The 17259-nt window shown below is 43.9% G+C and carries 17 protein-coding genes; 6 read left to right on the top strand and 11 right to left on the bottom strand.

Annotated features, from left to right (window positions below):
- Positions 1-8: 8 nt before the first annotated feature.
- From AC0J2X_RS17735 to AC0J2X_RS17715, 5 genes are all read right to left on the bottom strand, one after another.
- A complete protein-coding gene (locus AC0J2X_RS17735) occupies positions 9-1421 on the bottom strand; it encodes a collagen-binding domain-containing protein (protein ID WP_049588727.1) in 1413 nt (470 codons plus the stop codon).
- Positions 1422-1602: 181 nt separating this feature from the next.
- Complete coding sequence (locus AC0J2X_RS17730; RefSeq protein WP_014950746.1) at positions 1603-2013, bottom strand: ExbD/TolR family protein; 411 nt, start codon at positions 2011-2013, stop codon at positions 1603-1605.
- Positions 2014-2155: 142 nt separating this feature from the next.
- Positions 2156-2944 carry a CLCA_X family protein gene (locus AC0J2X_RS17725; RefSeq protein WP_014977431.1) on the bottom strand — a complete coding sequence of 263 codons (789 nt, stop codon included), beginning with the start codon at positions 2942-2944 and terminating at the stop codon, positions 2156-2158.
- A 25-nt stretch (positions 2945-2969) separates the two neighbouring features.
- A complete protein-coding gene (fldB, locus tag AC0J2X_RS17720; protein ID WP_014950744.1) occupies positions 2970-3506 on the bottom strand; it encodes a flavodoxin FldB in 537 nt (178 codons plus the stop codon).
- 17 nt (positions 3507-3523) lie between these two features.
- Positions 3524-5389, bottom strand: coding sequence for a metallophosphoesterase family protein (locus tag AC0J2X_RS17715; RefSeq protein WP_472996257.1), 1866 nt, complete (start codon positions 5387-5389; stop codon positions 3524-3526).
- Positions 5390-5660: 271 nt separating this feature from the next.
- Here AC0J2X_RS17715 and AC0J2X_RS17710 point away from each other — a divergent pair, with 271 nt between their 5' ends.
- On the top strand, positions 5661-6782 hold the full coding sequence (locus tag AC0J2X_RS17710) for a hypothetical protein (protein WP_283626992.1): 1122 nt from the start codon (positions 5661-5663) through the stop codon (positions 6780-6782).
- Positions 6783-6871: 89 nt separating this feature from the next.
- On the opposite strand, the gene msrA is transcribed toward AC0J2X_RS17710, so the two are convergent.
- Positions 6872-7417, bottom strand: coding sequence for a peptide-methionine (S)-S-oxide reductase MsrA (msrA, locus tag AC0J2X_RS17705; RefSeq protein ID WP_014950741.1), 546 nt, complete (start codon positions 7415-7417; stop codon positions 6872-6874).
- A gap of 224 nt (positions 7418-7641) precedes the next feature.
- On the opposite strand from msrA, the gene AC0J2X_RS17700 reads away from it, so the two are divergent.
- From AC0J2X_RS17700 to AC0J2X_RS17690, 3 genes are all read left to right on the top strand, one after another.
- Positions 7642-8037, top strand: coding sequence for a thiol-disulfide oxidoreductase DCC family protein (locus AC0J2X_RS17700; protein ID WP_269351325.1), 396 nt, complete (start codon positions 7642-7644; stop codon positions 8035-8037).
- Positions 8027-8752, top strand: a complete 726-nt coding sequence (locus tag AC0J2X_RS17695) for an SDR family NAD(P)-dependent oxidoreductase (protein ID WP_014950739.1) — start codon at positions 8027-8029, stop codon at positions 8750-8752. Before AC0J2X_RS17700 ends, AC0J2X_RS17695 begins: the two co-directional genes overlap by 11 nt.
- 311 nt (positions 8753-9063) lie before the next feature.
- Positions 9064-10485 (top strand): sodium-dependent transporter, encoded by a 1422-nt coding sequence (locus AC0J2X_RS17690; protein ID WP_014950738.1) that lies wholly within the window; start codon positions 9064-9066, stop codon positions 10483-10485.
- A gap of 114 nt (positions 10486-10599) precedes the next feature.
- Here AC0J2X_RS17690 and AC0J2X_RS17685 read toward each other — a convergent pair whose 3' ends face one another.
- Together AC0J2X_RS17685 and AC0J2X_RS17680 are read right to left on the bottom strand one after the other, a co-directional pair.
- A complete protein-coding gene (locus AC0J2X_RS17685; protein WP_049588732.1) occupies positions 10600-11412 on the bottom strand; it encodes an NAD-dependent epimerase/dehydratase family protein in 813 nt (270 codons plus the stop codon).
- Between the two features lie 166 nt (positions 11413-11578).
- Entirely contained in the window at positions 11579-12409 is an 831-nt protein-coding gene (locus AC0J2X_RS17680; protein ID WP_014950736.1) for a DUF2884 family protein, read from the bottom strand.
- A 346-nt stretch (positions 12410-12755) separates the two neighbouring features.
- Between AC0J2X_RS17680 and AC0J2X_RS17675 the strand changes: the two genes are divergently transcribed.
- On the top strand, positions 12756-12947 hold the full coding sequence (locus AC0J2X_RS17675; RefSeq protein WP_014950735.1) for a hypothetical protein: 192 nt from the start codon (positions 12756-12758) through the stop codon (positions 12945-12947).
- Positions 12948-13023: 76 nt separating this feature from the next.
- Here AC0J2X_RS17675 and AC0J2X_RS17670 read toward each other — a convergent pair whose 3' ends face one another.
- From AC0J2X_RS17670 to AC0J2X_RS17660, 3 genes are read right to left on the bottom strand one after another with little or no spacing between them, the layout of a single operon-like run.
- Positions 13024-14361 (bottom strand): mechanosensitive ion channel family protein, encoded by a 1338-nt coding sequence (locus AC0J2X_RS17670; protein ID WP_472996256.1) that lies wholly within the window; start codon positions 14359-14361, stop codon positions 13024-13026.
- Positions 14362-14364: 3 nt separating this feature from the next.
- Entirely contained in the window at positions 14365-15258 is an 894-nt protein-coding gene (locus tag AC0J2X_RS17665; protein WP_014950733.1) for an acyltransferase, read from the bottom strand.
- On the bottom strand, positions 15255-16169 hold the full coding sequence (locus tag AC0J2X_RS17660; protein ID WP_014977421.1) for an acyltransferase: 915 nt from the start codon (positions 16167-16169) through the stop codon (positions 15255-15257). The genes AC0J2X_RS17665 and AC0J2X_RS17660 overlap by 4 nt, the downstream gene beginning before the upstream one ends.
- A gap of 113 nt (positions 16170-16282) precedes the next feature.
- Between AC0J2X_RS17660 and fghA the strand changes: the two genes are divergently transcribed.
- The gene (fghA, locus tag AC0J2X_RS17655; RefSeq protein ID WP_423084067.1) at positions 16283-17125 is read left to right on the top strand and encodes an S-formylglutathione hydrolase; all 843 of its coding nucleotides are present in this window, start codon (positions 16283-16285) and stop codon (positions 17123-17125) included.
- Positions 17126-17259: the final 134 nt, after the last annotated feature.

Below are 17259 nucleotides of genomic sequence, written 5' to 3'. Positions count from 1 at the left end.
TTAAAGCGTTAATTCGCTTTTCTACGTCTAGCTAGCATGAAACATCCAGCGCCAAATAAAAGGGCGATTGATGCAGGTTCACTTACGTTGATAGCGCCGAACTGATAGTTATTTACTTGGCCTGTCGGCGCATTGTAGGTTTCGCCGTCGTCATTAATCAGTTGCACCAACGGAGTGACCAAACTATTAGCAATGACATTACCGTCTACATGGCCATTGTAGAAACTTAGCTCTGCATATGGCGCCAGTACACTACCTTTAACACCCACACTATGTAGTGTAAGAAAATCAGCATCAACAAAGTTAAACAAGATGTTGTTGGTATAAAGGCCATCATGACGCTGACCTACATTGTTGTCATTGTCTCTGTACTGGCCATTTTCTCTGAAATATTCATTTTCCTGCGTAAAGGCCGTATTAAAGAAGCCAGTGTTAAATAACTCAACTGATTCACCGTACACATTGATGATGTTGTAGCTGGTGGTTGAGAAATCGTAAACAATGCCTTTATCAGCAGCGCTGAACCAACTAGCGTCAATATTGTAGATATTGATATCATCAGAGCCAGAGAAGGTAATGGTATTTAATACATCCTTGCTAGCGTCGGTACAAGCAACCGCTTGATCCGAATCGTTAGCGTCAGTGCACGACAATGTTGTTGTGCCATTCACCGACATTGACGCAAACTCCTGAGACTGCGCTGTTACTTCGGCAGCAATAGCATTAAAGTCGATATTGTTAACGTTAGCCTTACTCACGCTGCCCTGTTCAACAGATGTTGCTGTCGAACCATTGATAGCGGTGTAATTGTTAACGTCGTTAAGCGTTACGGTACCGTTAACTTCGCTGCTATCAAGTTCAACGCTAGACTCAGCAAATACGTTTCCGTTTTCAACTTGGGAGCCATATAAAGCAGGGTTGCTCACACTGTCGTAAACACTATTAGGCCCACCAAGTTTCACAGTATTGGCGTGCACATCACCTGATACAACATTTGAGTTACCTAGTTTGACATCACCTTTGGATGAGATACCGCCAGACTTCACCGTAGAATTAATGAGATTTACAGTCTGCTGAGCGTTAACCGCTTTATCGAATGTGAGTTCAGATCCAAACACCATACCTGACACGGTAGTTGAACCACCGTGAACATCACCGCGCGTGAAATGAAGGTTACCGCCTACGGCAAGAGCAGACTCAGACATATCTGGCGATAACAGTAAGCCAACATTGAAATCGGTTACGTTCATTTCGCCACCGACAGCTAGTCTTCCTTCAACATCGGAAGATTGGCCAGTAAAGCTATCGAAGATGAATGCGTTGTATTCAAACGCTTCACTCAATTCAATTTTGGCGGCAGACACTTGTGGTGCTGACATAACCGCTGCAAGTACAGCAGTGTAGAGTATTTTTTTGTGCATAATGGCTCCAGTGACATCAGAGTCTGGAACCGAGTTTCAACATGGATTTTCCAGACACACCGAATGGTACGATCTGAACAAAATTCATGCGATAGCACAAGAGATACTTTGGTATAAGGTCTTATACGAAAAAAGCCACCCGAAGGTGGCTTTCTTTATTTTGCGTGGTCAGAAAGGCGTTTTAGCTGCTCTTTTTAACCAAAACAGATACTTTATCAATACCTGCAATTTTAACTTGGTTCATAACTTCTACCACAGTACCGTGCTCACTGTCTTCGTGAGCCTGGATAGCAGCTGAATCCGTGTTGTTTTCCGCTAGGTATGTTTGCGTGTTTGCAACCACACGACGAATATCAACTTCGCGGCCGCCCATCATAATTGTGCCATCAGCATCAATACGGATAGAAAGCGCTTTTGAAGGCTTATCGTTTTTCGCTTGATTATCTTCAGGACGGTTTACGTCCAAACCTTTCTCTTTCACGAACGAGGTCGTTACGATGAAGAAAATCAACATGATGAACACGATGTCCAACATGGGGGTCATATCAATCTGAGCCTCGTCTTCAGCCGAGGTATGCTTCTTTCTTTTCATCTCGTCTTCTTTCTTCTGTTACGTTCGAGCGCTTTAGTATACTGCTTGTTACAAAAATATACAGGGTTTTGTACAAAAACAGTGTGCTCATTAACACTTGTTGTTGAAAAAATACTCAGTTTCACAGTAATAAAACAACAAACTAGGTTTGTTTATGTGAAATAGCGACACCTAATTGGTAAAAATACAACATCAATGCCTGATTGAGTGATGTACGCAAGTTACCATGAGGATAAATGCCAAGTCTAGCTTCCGTTGATTTTTTTGTCCCCTGCACCAAAAATGCGTTTTTGATCTCGTGATCTTGAATACAGGCTTCAAATGCGCGGGCAGCCATCTCCTGAGGCATAGCATAATAATACATTTTTAACGCGCGATCAGCTTCTACGGATCGCACAAAGTACTCATTTGGTCTTTTTTGATCATTTAGGAACAATAGCGAGAAACAATCGCTCAATTTTTGATTCAACGGATGAGGATTCATCGGGGCATTGTCGAGCCAGGCCTGTGTGGCAAAGCTACCGACAGCAATACCGTCGAACATGCGCGGCGCAATATAATGATCGAAAGCGTGAAACCATTCGTGGGCTAGCGCTCCGGCTCCTGCATTTTTTGCTAGCGCAAGCTGTCTTTTCGCACTGTTGTAGTGGGCACTGCTGTGTTTTTGACCGCCACTGCCAAAAGCCAGTGACAGGGATCCGTTTAACGATAACACCTGTTCATTGATATTTAAGATCGCGACCAGATCGTAAAGCGCATCGAAAAAGAGGTTGGCAGCGATCTGTTGTTCTTCTGCTGTTACCCATCTACCCACAGTGATCGTAGCGAAATTAAACAGTTTGCGAATATCTTGAAATGAAACATCAGCGCCGTCCCTGTGGCTTGGGCCGTTGCGATAAAACTGCTGATGAATACGGCCTTTACTTTCCAACACTGACATCCGAAATTAATAGGCGTTAAGCCATCGAGACCAATAACTGTTCGCACCATGCTTCGATGCGTGCGTCTGTTTTGTCGTATTGGTTTTCATCGTCAAGAGACAGGCCAACAAACTGAGTTTTGTCTTCGGTTAACGCTTTTGAGGCGGTAAACTCGTAGCCTTCGTTTGGCCAATAACCCACGATCTTACAGCCTGATGGCAATATTGCATCGTGAAGCATGCCTAATGCATCTTGAAACCATTCACCGTAACCAAGTTGGTCGCCAAGTCCGAATAAGGCGATGGTTTTCCCTGATAAATCCAAACCGTGCACTTCTTCCCAATGAGACTCCCAATCTTCCTGGAGCTCGCCAAAGTCCCACGTTGAAATACCAAAAATGATAATGTCGTATTCGGCCGTGCGCGTTAGGTTAACGTCTTTAATGTTGTGAAGGTCAACAATATCTTCGTCAAAAAGGCTATTGAGCTGCGCTTGGATTTTTTCTGCTGCCATTTCTGTATAGCAGGTTGTTGAGCCGTAAAATAATCCGATGGACAGTGCGCTATCACTCATTAGATACCTCTTTTGAACTAATCGTCTTTAGAAGCTGGGAATTCTACCTCTTTACCGTTGCTCAACAAAGCTTTGCACTGAACATCGGTGTTTTTCTGTGAAATTTTTAATACACCAATGGCGCAACCGTTGAATAATTCGCCATAGCCCAAACTTGGTTCTCTCGCTTTTACTGACATATTTCGACGTCTTGTGAAAAGGTTTAGAGGCGATTTAGAGCGATAAAGCACGCGGTTTAATCTATCTAGCCATTTGATCAATCCATCCGGAAAGGCGTTTTTTAATCCACTGCAGGTGAACTGGGTGATGTGAGGGCTGTTGCGCCTAAAGCGCAGGCGTACATCGTATACAAAGGAATAGTGCACATCGCCAGATAGAATGATGAAATCGGGGGGCGTTTTGTAATGCCTGAATATGTTTAATATAACGTTCGCGGTGCCTTTGTGGGCCATCCAGTTCTCAGCATCAACAGTAAGCGCCTTGCCAAAAAACGTAAACACCTTTTGAATGGCTTCGATAACCTTTACACCATAAATGGGAGCGGCAGAGACAACGATGACAGATTCTTTTCCGATTATAGAGTGCTGAAAATCACACAGTGCTTCCCAGTCCATTAGCCCCGAGGGCTTATTCATATTAGATTCACTGCGCCAACGCTGCGTGCGGGTGTCTAAAACCTCAATAGGTGGTGTGGTATCTAAACGGTAATGCCACTGATCAAAATCCAAAAGATCATCAATGAGTTCATCGTGCGAGTTTAAACCGCTTTCTCCCATGGATTCTTGTACTTTAGCAATTAATGGCGCTACTTTTTTTGGTGCATTTCCCCATCCTTGGCAAAGCAAGTAGCCGATAAGCGCATTGCCGATCATGCGTTTTGATAGAGGGTTTCCATAGACTTCTTGTTCCCAGCCCCGGGTTAAGTTCCAGTCGTCGGTAACATCGTGATCGTCAAAGATCATATAGGTAGGAATGTGTGCCAGGGCCCTACGTACCTGCGGTAGCTGTTTTACAAAGCCGTTAAGCGCTTCGTGTTCTTTGTCGAAAATAGCGTGGTATTTTGGGGGGATCCCATCTTTATCTATATTGATATCAGCCCAAAGCGTGTCGGACCACACCAGTAAATACATAGCGATGATCTCCGCACTGCCAATCAAATGGTTTTGCGCGTTTACTGATGTGAATACCGGTTTCTTCTTAGCACCAAAGAATATTGAAGACAGTACCGTATTGGTCGCAATTTGTGGCAGAAGCTGCTCTCGTTCGTAATACCCATGTTCATGTGTGGCAAGTTCATTAGTGTTGGTTACTACTGCCCCTTCCAGTGCTTCATGATAAAGACCTAAACGGTCAATCACGCTGTGTATGGCTTTAAGCATAGGACCTGCGACATCATCAGCGTAAATTTGATCGCCCGTCATCAACAGGAGATCGGGAAAATCATTTTGCTTTTTGAACGCATTTTTATGGAGTACATCTACTTGTGCTAGGGCATCATCACTGTGAAAGTGAGGCTTACGGCATGAGCCGTGCAGTATGGTCTCGGGAGTCTCGGTGTAGTGGAAACATAAGGAAGACTGCCCATCGTAAAGAAGCCCGCGTTGTTCATTTTCCCATGAAGCCTGCTGAGCATCGTCGCTAAAAGATAGCGAGTAACCTATCCGCGCAGTATCTTCGAAGGGCTCTGACGAAGTGAAAGAGAGCAAGTGTATAAATGCGTACTTACCTACGCGTATGGTTTCGCGTTGACAATTGCCGCTGACGACGACTTCATTTGCAGATAGATTTAGCGCAGGTGAATCGGCGTTACTGGTTACTACCCAAATATGACATTCTGTAGATGTCACCTTTCTTACTATTGGACCTGCAATAACTTGGGGCAAGTGCTGCGTAGAAATGACGCTCTCCTTTAATTTTCGTCAATATTAATACACGTAAGTGTGTTAACTAAATATGCTGCACATTAATTGAAAACATGATGACAGCACGACTATTTAACGTTGCCAAATCATATATGTACTCAGCAAACCTGATGTCTATCGCATAACCTTACTCTTTTTTGTGAATAAACGGTATGCTCGATATACTCCCTTACAATTTTTTCAGTTTTACCTTTTGCTCTCGTCTTAATAAACGGAGAGAGGACTTCACACTATGCTAAAATATTTAACCAGTGCTGTGCTAACCACTTTACTGATAAGCGCCTGTAGCGAGCCGAAAGACGTTGTTATTACTCCTGAACCTCAAGACTTAACAGAAGTCACTGTGGGTAAATGGATCCTTGATGAAAAAGGCAACGTTATGTTTGATCCTCAAACCTCAGGGTTAGTGGTGCTAGACGGTCAACTTGTCACTATCGCAGATGCTAGCGCTGATACCACTCAACAGTTGAAACTTCATAGCATTTCACCAGATACCGCAACGCTGAGGGCATCGAGCGAACGCTTTTCATTTTCCAACACCGTGCGCCGAAGCTGTTTTTATAGCTATTTGAGTGAGCAGCCTGATTTAGAAGCGCTAGCCGTAGACCCCAGAGATACTAACGTAATTTATACGGTTACCGAAGATGCTACCCGTACCGGCGCATTAAGCCCTCGCTGTGAATCCAAATACGAGGAAACAGGGTCAACAGATTACCCTACCTTGTTGGTAAAATTGACACGAAAAGATAATGGCTCGGTTGAAATGTCGGATGTGCGACCTCTTCAGTTTCCCAACGATTTTGAAGTAGGTAATTTTCCTAACGACGGCATTGAAGGGTTGACGATGGCTGAAGACGGCACGTTATATCTGGCGCTAGAGAAAGATAAAGCAGGACAGCCAAGAATTTTTACATTGGCTGTTGATGAAGACTTTTTCTCGTCGAATGATTTTGCCACAGTGAGCGAGCCTAACCTTCAACTTCCTTCGTTTACTTCAGGTAATCATCCTATCAATGGACTGGCGTTATATACTCATTCAACGGGCGCATCCTATTTGTTTGGCGCAGCAAGAAACGACAATGAAGTGTGGGTAATTGATGTGAGTGGCAGTAAGCCAACAAAGCGTATCCCTATTACTTTCGACGTTGCCGGAGACCAGAATTGCGAACAGTACACAATGGATAATTCGTCGATGGAAGGATTAGTGACCATTGAAAATACCTTGTGGATCATCAACGACCCTTGGGAGAAAAACTACCTTAAAAACGCGACGTGTGAAGCGCATAAGAAGCGTTATGAAGACTTAGCGCCTTTATTATTTCCACTAGAAATTAACAGCGTTTGGTTTGAATAATAAGAAAACGAATAGATTGAAAAACAAAAGGGTTGCTTTTAAGCAACCCTTTTTATTGTTGGCTAACGCTATTAATATCGCTGTTTTATTTATGCGTCGCTGCGAAGTCGAGAAGCGAAGGTTTTTTTGAACTTCGCAAGTTTAGGTGCCACCACCATAGAGCAATACTGGTTTTGTGGATTATTTTTGAAGTAATCTTGGTGGTAGTCTTCGGCGTCGTAGTAGTTATTTACTGCTACTATTTCAGTCACTACGGGATCGGGCCAAATCTCTTCTTCTGTGATTTCTGCGATAATTTTTTCTGCTTCAGCTTTTTGTGTATCGTCGTGATAGAAAACCGCGCTGCGATACTGTGTGCCTACATCGTTACCCTGTCTGTTAAGCTGTGTAGGGTTATGCAGCGCAAAGAAAATTTCTAGTATCTCTCGGTAGCTAATGCTGTCGGCATCAAACGTCACTTGTACCACTTCAGCATGGCCAGTATTTCCTTTGCATACCTCTTCATAGGTTGGATCGGCCTTTTCGCCTCCAGCATAGCCAGAAATTGCTTTTTCCACGCCTTCAACGCTATTAAACGCTGATTCGATACACCAAAAGCATCCGCCTGCCAACGTGGCGACTTGTAAATTTGCCATAGTAAAAACCTCTCTTAATCTTTGTCTGTAGTGTGGGTGCGGGTAGGTCACAACACAAGTCATCCAAGCGTGTTTTTTTATCGTATAAACGAATATTAAATAAGAATAATGTGCGAGCTGAGTGAAAGGTTTTAACATGTGAGGCTAGCTGCTTTCCTTCAAGCAGTTTGCAACTGATAAGAATGCGTATAAACGTGTTCAAAATTTGGCAGAGGTATTCAGTCGTGATTATTTTCTATGACGGGTATTGTCCGTTGTGTATCGCTGAAATGCGTCATTTAAGAAAAAGAGACAAGCACAACAAATTAAAATTGGTAGATATTCAGGCCCCCGATTTTTCGAACCGTTATCCAACCATGGATTGGCATGCACTCAATGCAAGAATTCACGGACTTCGTGAAGACGGGACGTTGATAACTGGCCTTGATGTCACTCATGAAGCATGGAAAGCCGTGGGCATGGGTTGGCTATATGCACCGCTTCGCTGGCCTGTTATTCGTCATGTAGCCGATGCTTTCTACAATGTATTCGCAAAGCATAGATACACCATTTCATACCTGTTAACAGGTAAAAAACGCCAGTGCGATCGCTGCATACCAGGAGAAGCCAGTGAAAAATAACGTCCTTATAGTGGGCGCGTCGGGCGGTATTGCGTCTGCGCTTATTGAGCAATATAGCAGTGATGGTGCTAGGGTGTTTGCGGTTAGTCGCGCCCCTTTATCTGACACCAATCATTCTGGGGATGTTACCTATCATCAGCTGGCCGAACAGGACGATAGGCACATTAGCGAATTTGTTGAACAGCTGGCTGAACAGCAGGTTGTGTTAACTACGGTAGTTATCACAACAGGCTTTCTACACCGCGAAAGCGATGGCATTCATCCTGAGAAACGTTTGGAAGATGTCAGCGAGCAGGCCTTAGCGGCTTATTTTTCGACTAACAGCATTATTCCCGCAATGTGGCTCAAGCATTTGGTGAATATTATGAGTAAAGAAGGCTCAACCCTTGTTTGCTTAAGCGCGAGAGTAGGGAGTATTTCAGACAATGGACTTGGCGGGTGGTACGGCTACCGCGCGTCGAAAGCGGCGCTCAACATGTTGGTTAAAACGGCGTCGGTAGAATACAAGCGCAGATTGAAAGACGTGATGCTTGTTTGTTATCACCCTGGGACGGTTGATACGGGGCTTTCTAAGCCTTTTCAAAAGAACGTCGCCGCCAAGAAACTGTTCACGCCTGAGTTTACCGCTAAACAGCTCATTCACCACCTTTCGGCGCTTAATCGAGACCAAGCTTGTCATTTTATCGACTGGAATGGCGAAGTGGTAACTTGGTGATACGGTCTAACATCATTTCAGCAAGTCCAACATCAAGACTTTTTATTTCACTGCTGTTACCATGCTATTTTTGGGAATGGTGCAGCGTATTGATAAGCCCATAGAGGTAGCAATACAACGCGTTGACGCCACACGTGAGTCATAACAACAAACGCCATCCTGATAATAAATAATACCAGTTCGCTCGGCTTGATTCTTACGAATAGTAAGTACCGACAACCAGCATAAATTGTGAGCACACGACGTTTTTGTGCATCACAAGGCATGATACGGCGAACTGCTATAACAATAACTCAACAAGAGGAAGGGATATGAGCGGGGCCAGAGAACAGTTCGGATCGCGCATAGGTTTTATTTTAGCAGCTGCAGGTTCTGCGGTAGGCATAGGTAATTTGGTAGGGTTTCCTGTCGGTGCAGCTAAAAATGGCGGTGGTGCATTTCTTTTAATGTACGCTATTTTCGTTTTTGCCATTTGTTTACCGGTAATGCTGGCGGAAATGTCAGTTGGTCGCCATGCTAAAAAAGACCCGCTTGGTGCATACAGTGATATAAGCGGTAATGAAAAGAAATGGAAAGTCGCGGGGTGGCTAGCTATTGCTACGCCGTTCATGATTGCCGTTTTCTACATGGTTATTACTGTGTGGCTTTTCGGCTATTTGTTCGAAGCAGTAAGCGGAAATCTAGACAAGTTAGCTAACCCAGAAACCTTTGGGCTGTTTATTAACTCAGAAGCCATCTTTTTATATATGGCGGCCGTTGTTGGTGTGGTCTACCTCATCCTTCAAGGCGGTGTAAAAGAAGGGATAGAAAAAGCGGCAAAGCTGCTCATGCCTGCGCTTTTCGTGATGCTTATCGGTCTCGTTATCTTCGTATTAACCCGCGAAAATGCGATGGCTGGCGTTGAGTTCTACATCGTTCCTGAGTTTTCAAAAATCACTGCTGAAGTGGTGAATGGTGCGCTATCGCAGGCCTTTTTCTCTCTATCGTTGGGTATGGGTATTCTTATTACCTATGGTAGCTACATTGATAAGCGTGCAGATGTACCGAGCGCTGCCAAGCTGGTGGCGTTAACAGACACGGCCGTGGCGTTCACTGCGGGTTTGATGATCCTTCCTGCCATCTTCTCTTTTAACCCAGACATTAACCCTGATGATTTAAGTGAATCGTCAGTGGGTATGATTTTTACTTATCTACCTAGTATCTTTCTAGCGTTACAAGATTCGATTGGATATATGGGCGCATCGATTGTCGCTAGCTTGTTCTTCTTATTAGTGTTCTTTGCGGCAATTACGTCGCTAGTGTCTATTTTTGAAGTACCTGTTGCGGCGCTTATGGATGAAAAAGGTGTAAGCCGTAAATGGGCGCTTGGGTCGCTAGGAAGCATTATGATTTTGCTAGCCATCCTAAGTGCGTTGTCATTCGGTAAAGTTGATATGCTTACGTCGTTTATGCACTACGCTGGCGCAGATAAATCACTGTTTGATGTCATTTACGATGTGTTCTACGACACGATTTTGCCTTTAAACGGCTTGCTAATTTGTTTGTTTGTTATTTATCGTTGGAAGAGTGCAAACTTCAATGCTTCTTTGGAAGAGGGCAGCAGTGGTTACAAAGGCAGCTGGTTTGAAAAGTACGTGGATATTTCGCTTAAAACCTTTATTCCGCTTATTTTACTCGTGATTTTTGTAAACACGGTAGCGGTAAAATACTTCGGGTTGAGCCTATTCGGATAGTCAGGTGTTACAAGAAATGACGTGAGCTAGCAGTGAGCTCAACTTAAAAACGGCAAGCCTACAGCTTGCCGTTTTTGTATGTGTCAGAGTATGTGTTTTCACTAAGTGTAAAGCCTAAAACATGCGATAGGGGTCGCTATACTCTGGTGTAATATTTAGCCTTGCCCAGCTTTGTGCGGCGTCAATCACTTTGCCAGCAGGTTCTGCTTCAGTATCAGAAAAGCGAGGAGCATCAATATCCATCGCCTTCGCTGCATCCACGTAATAAATACCGCGCTTAGGATGAGACAAGCTGCAAAGGTGAATAACATCGTTAAGCGGCTTGCCACAAATGATGGTCGTCAGCGCAGATACAATGTCGTACACATGTACAAGGTTTATTCGCTTATTTCCTGCATCTAACTGTTTTCCACTTAACGAGCGGGCGGGGTGACGGTCTGGGCCTACTAAACCGGCTAGGCGAACAATACTGATATCAACCTGACCTCGTTTAGACAATAAATAGTCTTCAATAGTCACGTGGGCTTTGGCCGAGGCTGTTTGCGGCTGTGTAGTGCTGACTTCGGACACTACCTCATTTGTTGCATCGCCGTAAACCGACGTGGTGCTGATAAACACGATATGCGCCACCTTTACGCTGATGGCTGCGTCTATCAACTGCAGCATATTGTTGGTGTATGACGCGAGATCTGTGTTTCTCCTGCCAGGGGGAATATTTAGCAACAAGGTAGCGTTTGGCAAATGGTTACAAAGCGCTGATGTATCTTCGCCCAGGGCATATTCAATTGCGGTGATACCTTGGTCTTGTAACGCGAGACGTTTCTGTTGGCTTCGAGTGGTGCCAACAATATTGACCTTTCCTGAAAGTGCGTTGCCCACATAGCTGGCTAACCAGCCGTAGCCGCTAATTACTACATTTTGAGTCATCGATTAAATACCCCTTTGTTTAGGGCTTAAGAGTACATTAATTGGAGGGCGGTTGTCGTTAACTGTAAAAATGAAAAACCGACTGGGTTACAGTCGGTTTTCAAAGGTGAGTGGTTAGCGTTGCAAGTCTTTTCGCTTTGCGCGTTTAGTTCGCTAAATGTTCCAACTACATTTTCATTTCGTCGTTGTGGTCATGGTGGTTGTCTTGATCAATATCTAGCAGGTTCAAGTCATCTAGCCCCGATATGGATGCCTGCATCTTGCCTTCGGCATAATCCGCTTTCTTCAGTACCTTACACAATGCATCGCCTTTTTCTTCCAGCGCAGCCGCTTGGCTTTCTAAGCGATATTCTAAATCTTCACCCCAGCGCTCCATCTTTTGCTCAAACTCAGACATATCACCGCCTTCCCACAACATTTGTGTTCCTACGGCAATAAGTATTCTACCCATAGACTCACTGATTAAAGACTCAATTTGCGCTTCGAATTCTTGCTCCCAGCTTTCGTCAAACCAACCTGGCTCATCGAATTTAGTTGAATCAACGCGAATATTGCCTGCGTCATCATAGAATGAAGTGTTTAGTTTGGTTTCAAGTGAGTCGAACAGTTCACGAAAATCGTCACCCATTTGATCGCCGCCTAACAGTTCAGTAAATACTTCAGTTACTGCCACGTTGGCAATTTGCAGCCCTTCACTGGCGATATTCAAGGTCATAGGGATGGCGATATCAATGTTGTTGTAATATTCACTTACCCAGCGCTGTTGTTCGCTGTCAAGCGATACTGGTTCGCCGTTAATGGTCATATTGTGATGGGAGTCAATCGTCATCACTGAGCCATTGTCCATCTGTACCGTTAGGTCACCTTGGTAATATTGAATATGACCATCAAGCTCCATGTCACAACTGTTGTTTTGAAAGCTGCTGTCATGCGCAAATGCGTGGCCGCTCATTAAAGCACTGGTAAGGGCAACTGAAAGTAATAGTTTCTTAGACATTGTTCATTCCTTAATTTACGTGTGACGCGTTAACGAAAGTGCTCGAAGCAAACTGCAATGCGTTGTAGTGTCACTGTCAGATAGACGCTAACGATACTCGCTGTTATACCTAAGGTAGAGCAATGGCCTTGCCAATATTTAAAGTCTATATCTTTCAAATGGTTAGTGATATTTGATGATTTCTTTATGCTCTGCTAAATACACTATTTAGTGAGATTACCAACTAATTAGTAGTTTTGACTAAGATCAATTAATACCAATAGCGGTACATTTAAGCCAATCCAAGCATGGTTAAATCTTATTTATTGGTGCATAATACCGCCAATATTTTTAAGGGGTTATCACAATGGCTGATTGGATTAATGCAATTATGTTTGGTGTTGCGCTAATTGCCTTTACGCTAGGGCTAAGCAGCATCGTTATGGGCTTTATGACTGCTAAAGCAGGTGCTGAAGGTATGCAGGAAAAAATCGAGTACGGTTTTTTTGGCGTTACTGGTTTAGTACTTTGCTTACTGATGGCCTACGCATTGGCTTAAGCGATAAGCATTAAAAAAAACCGGCTATCTCAGCCGGTTTTTTTTCGTCTTGAACAAGTCTTTATTCATCACGGCCTTATCGATTAGGTTCGCTCTTCTCCTGAGCATCCTCAGGCACATTGTCGCTTTCGGGACTATTTCTATAAGCGCTTTGTTCGCGATGGGCAAGCAGCGACAAATGTCCATCACGTTGATAAGCGCGTAAATCGAACAAATCCAGCATAGCCATAACGTGGTCGAAAATATCCGCCTGTACTTTTTCGTACCTAACCCATTCCTTTTGTGCACTGAAGCAGTAAATTTCTAAAGGTAAACCAAGCTCATTAGGCGGTAGCTGCCTAACCATTAGGGTCAGTTCTTGGTTTATATCCGGGTGCTTGCGCAAGTATGCCTCTAAATAAGCTCTAAAAGTGCCGATGTTGGTAAGGCGACGGCTGTTTAGCAGATCCGACTCATCAATGGAGTAATCTCGGTGATAAGCGCGGAGCTCATTTTTCTTCTTATCGATATATTCGTTGATATAGCGAATTTTCGAAAAGCGCTCTAGCATATCGTTGTCACAAAGCTTAATAGAGTGCACATCAATATAAATGGCGCGCTTAATTCTGCGTCCGCCAGACTCTTGCATACCGCGCCAGTTCTTAACTGCTTCTGTAGTAAGGCTGTAAGTCGGCAGCGTAGAAATGGTTTTATCCCAGTTCTGTACTTTGACGTTGGTAAGGCCTATCTCGAGTATTTCACCATCTACTTCATACTTAGGCATGGCAATCCAGTCGCCCGTATTAAACATGCGGTTAGCGGCTATTTGAATGCCGGCAACAAAGCCCAGAATGGTGTCTCTGAATATCAATAGTAAAACAGCGGCAATGGCGGTTAAGCCAGACACAATAAGTAGCGGGCTTCTGTCTACAATTAAAGAGATACTTAATAGTATGGTGACAATAGCAAATGCCAATTTGGTAACTTGAATAAAGCCAGTGATAGGTGCGCGTTTAGCAAGCGCTGAGGCGTTATAAACGTCTTCCACTGTGCTCAACATGGCATATAAGGCAAGAAGGCCGCTATATAGCATGTATAGCTGAGCGCTCTTTATCACCATACCGTGCATCACGGCTTCATCGCTAATAAGTACGGGTGTGGTTAAGTAAATAAACAGGGCAGGAAACAGGTGCATTAAGCGACGGAAAAATCCGTGCTGCTGCAAGGCGTTGTCCCAGAGGTTATTGGATTTGTATACCCAACTGGCTATCTGGGGGCGCACCAATAGCCTTGCGATAATATAGATTACCGCCGACACCACTAAAATACTACTTAGTGCGATGACGTTATACAGCGGATCTTCAGTAGTAAGATTCGGGAAAATATCATTAACTATGTGAATAAAGTTATCGCGTACTGAAGCACTGACTTCCATTAATTACGACTCCAACATTTTCTTTATACGGTTGTCTTTATTTTCCCATAGACCGTTCAACCAGTTTTGGAAATAAAGACGAAACTCAGACTCAGTGCGTTCTGAATGCTGTTGTAATTCAGGTACCGGCGTAACGTTCACATCGATCACGATTTTTGTCATCTGACCGCTAAGCATTGCCATCATAGGGTGACGCTTATTTTCCGGGTAAAGCAGCGAGATATCTAACACGTTGGTAAATAATTCGCCCATAGCTGAGAGCGTAAAGGAAACGCCGCCGGCTTTGGGGGGCAGGAGGTTTTCATAGGGACTTTGCTTTGACAGATGCTTCAATGAAGTAAATCGAGTTCCCTCTACAAAGTTAATGACCGTTGTGGGCACCGTTCTAAACTTCTCACAATACGCTTTGGTGGTTTCGAGATCCTTTCCTTTTTTCTCTGGGTGCTTTTCTAAATACGCACGGGTGTATCTGTGCATAAACGGCATATCAAGTGCCCAGGCACCCAGTCCGACAAATGGCAGCCAAATAAGCTCTTTCTTAAGGAAAAATTTGGGTGCAGGAATGCGGTTCGTTGCGAATTCAATGAGCAGAATAATGTCGAGGTAGCTTAAATGATTGGCAATAATCAGATACCAACGGTCTTTTGACAGTTCGCCGTGTACCGAACACTCAATATCTACGCGGTTAAACAAGCGTATCATGAGAACGCTGACCCGTCCGAAGCTAAACATTAGCCCGTGCATCACTTTATTCCATGCCGTTCTTATCTTTCCGTTAGGCATAATAAGTTTTACCAAACCCAGTAAGATAATTAAGCCTCCCCACAACGCAAGATTGAGGATTTGTAGTGAAGTATGTAATACGAAAATAAAAGGAGCGAGTACTGCGCGAATCATAATGGTTTCTGTGTTGCGTTTAGTGAATCTAAAAGTTGATCTTTGGCATGCCAGCGTTCATTCAACCACGTCTGAAAACGGGCTCGAACTTGCGGATCATCAAAATAATTGTCGCTGAAAATGCCGTTTTCCATAATGTCTTTGATGGGCATTACGTTGATATTCACACGAATATCACGAACCTTACCACTAACGAAGTCCCAGAAAGACGGTACGCCGTTCGGATAATCAATTGTGACATCAATAAGCTTATGCAAATGATCGCCCATCGCAGATAAAACGAATGCAATGCCGCCTGCTTTAGGCTTAAGTAAATGAGTGAAAGGCGAGGCCTGCTTGTCGTGCTTGGCTTGCGTAAAGCGGGTGCCTTCAACAAAATTCATAATACTTACAGGCTTATTCCTAAATTTCTCACACGCTTGACGCGTGGTTTCCATATCCTTTCCTTTCAAATGCGGGTTTTTAGCCAAAAATGATTTGGAATATCGGCGCATAAATGGAAAATCGAGTGCCCACCAAGCCAGACCTAAAATGGGAACATAGATAAGCTCTTTTTTGAGGAAAAACTTCAAAAATGGGATTCTTCGGTTAAATACACGTTGAAGAACTAAGATATCGACCCAAGATTGATGGTTAGCAACAACGAGATACCAATCATCTCGAGTGAGTTTTTCTAGTCCGTTTACTTGCCATTTGGTGCGTCCGCTGATGCGCTGATTCAGGTTATTAACGCCGATCCACGCAGTCGCGCATGCGTCGAGTAAATAAGAAATGAATCGTCGCCACGGCGCAATAGGTATAAGTTTAAAAATAGCCAATATAAAAATAGGCGTTGACCACACTACCGTATTGACGAAATAGCAGATGACCGAAATAGTGCCAACAATATGATGCAACAGTGCTTTTACCATTGTACTTACCTCAAAAATTAGGCGCTTAGTGTAAACGAACTTGATCTAAAATCCGATAGAGCCTTTACTGATTCCACAATAAAGGTGCAAATTTACGTATTTAAGGAGCTGAAATGGAGCTTATTGGCGAAAATAGAGCATTCGGGGGACGGCATTTACGCTATACCCATAAAGCTGAAACAACACAATGTGATATGACCTTCGCAATTTTTCTTCCCCCTTTCGCCTCGAAAGAAAAGCCAGTGCCCGTGCTTTACTGGCTGTCAGGGCTGACATGTACCGACCAGAACTTTATGCAAAAAGCCGGTGCAATGAAGCTAGCGGCGGAATTAGGTATGGCTATTGTTGCGCCCGATACATCCCCCCGTGGCGAGAACGTTCCTGACGACGAAGAAGGATCTTATGACTTTGGCCTTGGGGCAGGCTTCTACGTTGACGCTACGCAGGCGCCGTGGGATAAGCATTACAAAATGTATAGCTATATTGTGAACGAGCTACCTGCACTTATTGAAAGCGAGTTCCCTGTAACCAAAGAGCGCGCTATTAGCGGTCACTCAATGGGCGGACACGGTGCTTTAGTTATTGGCATGCGTAATCCTAATAAGTTTGTATCGGTATCGGCCTTTAGCCCTATCTCAAATCCTTCAGATTGTCCGTGGGGCGAGAAAGCCTTAGGTCGATACTTAGGCGATGACAAGTCAGCATGGCAGGATTACGACGCCTCGTTGCTATTAGCAAGCAAAACACACAGTGTACCTCTGCTAGTAGAGCAAGGGACAAAAGATGAGTTCTTGCACGAGCAGCTGAAACCTCAGTCACTTGTTCATGCTGCGCAACAGTCAGATACGCAACTTACGCTTAACATGCATGAAGGTTACGATCATAGTTACTTCTTTATTGCATCATTTATTGAAGAACACTTGGAGTTCCATGCAGGACACATGGGGCTAATTTAAGCGTAAAATACAAGCTGTAAAAAAGCCGGATCGTACTCCGGCTTTTTTGTTTATGGCTGTCCCGTCCTAAAATACGTTGACATAAAGAGGACTTCTTTATGACAACTTCAAGTAATCAAAGACCTAAGCGCACA

Source organism: Alteromonas sp. R7 (assembly GCF_055755235.1).
This window is presented reverse-complemented; position numbering and strand designations above follow the sequence as displayed.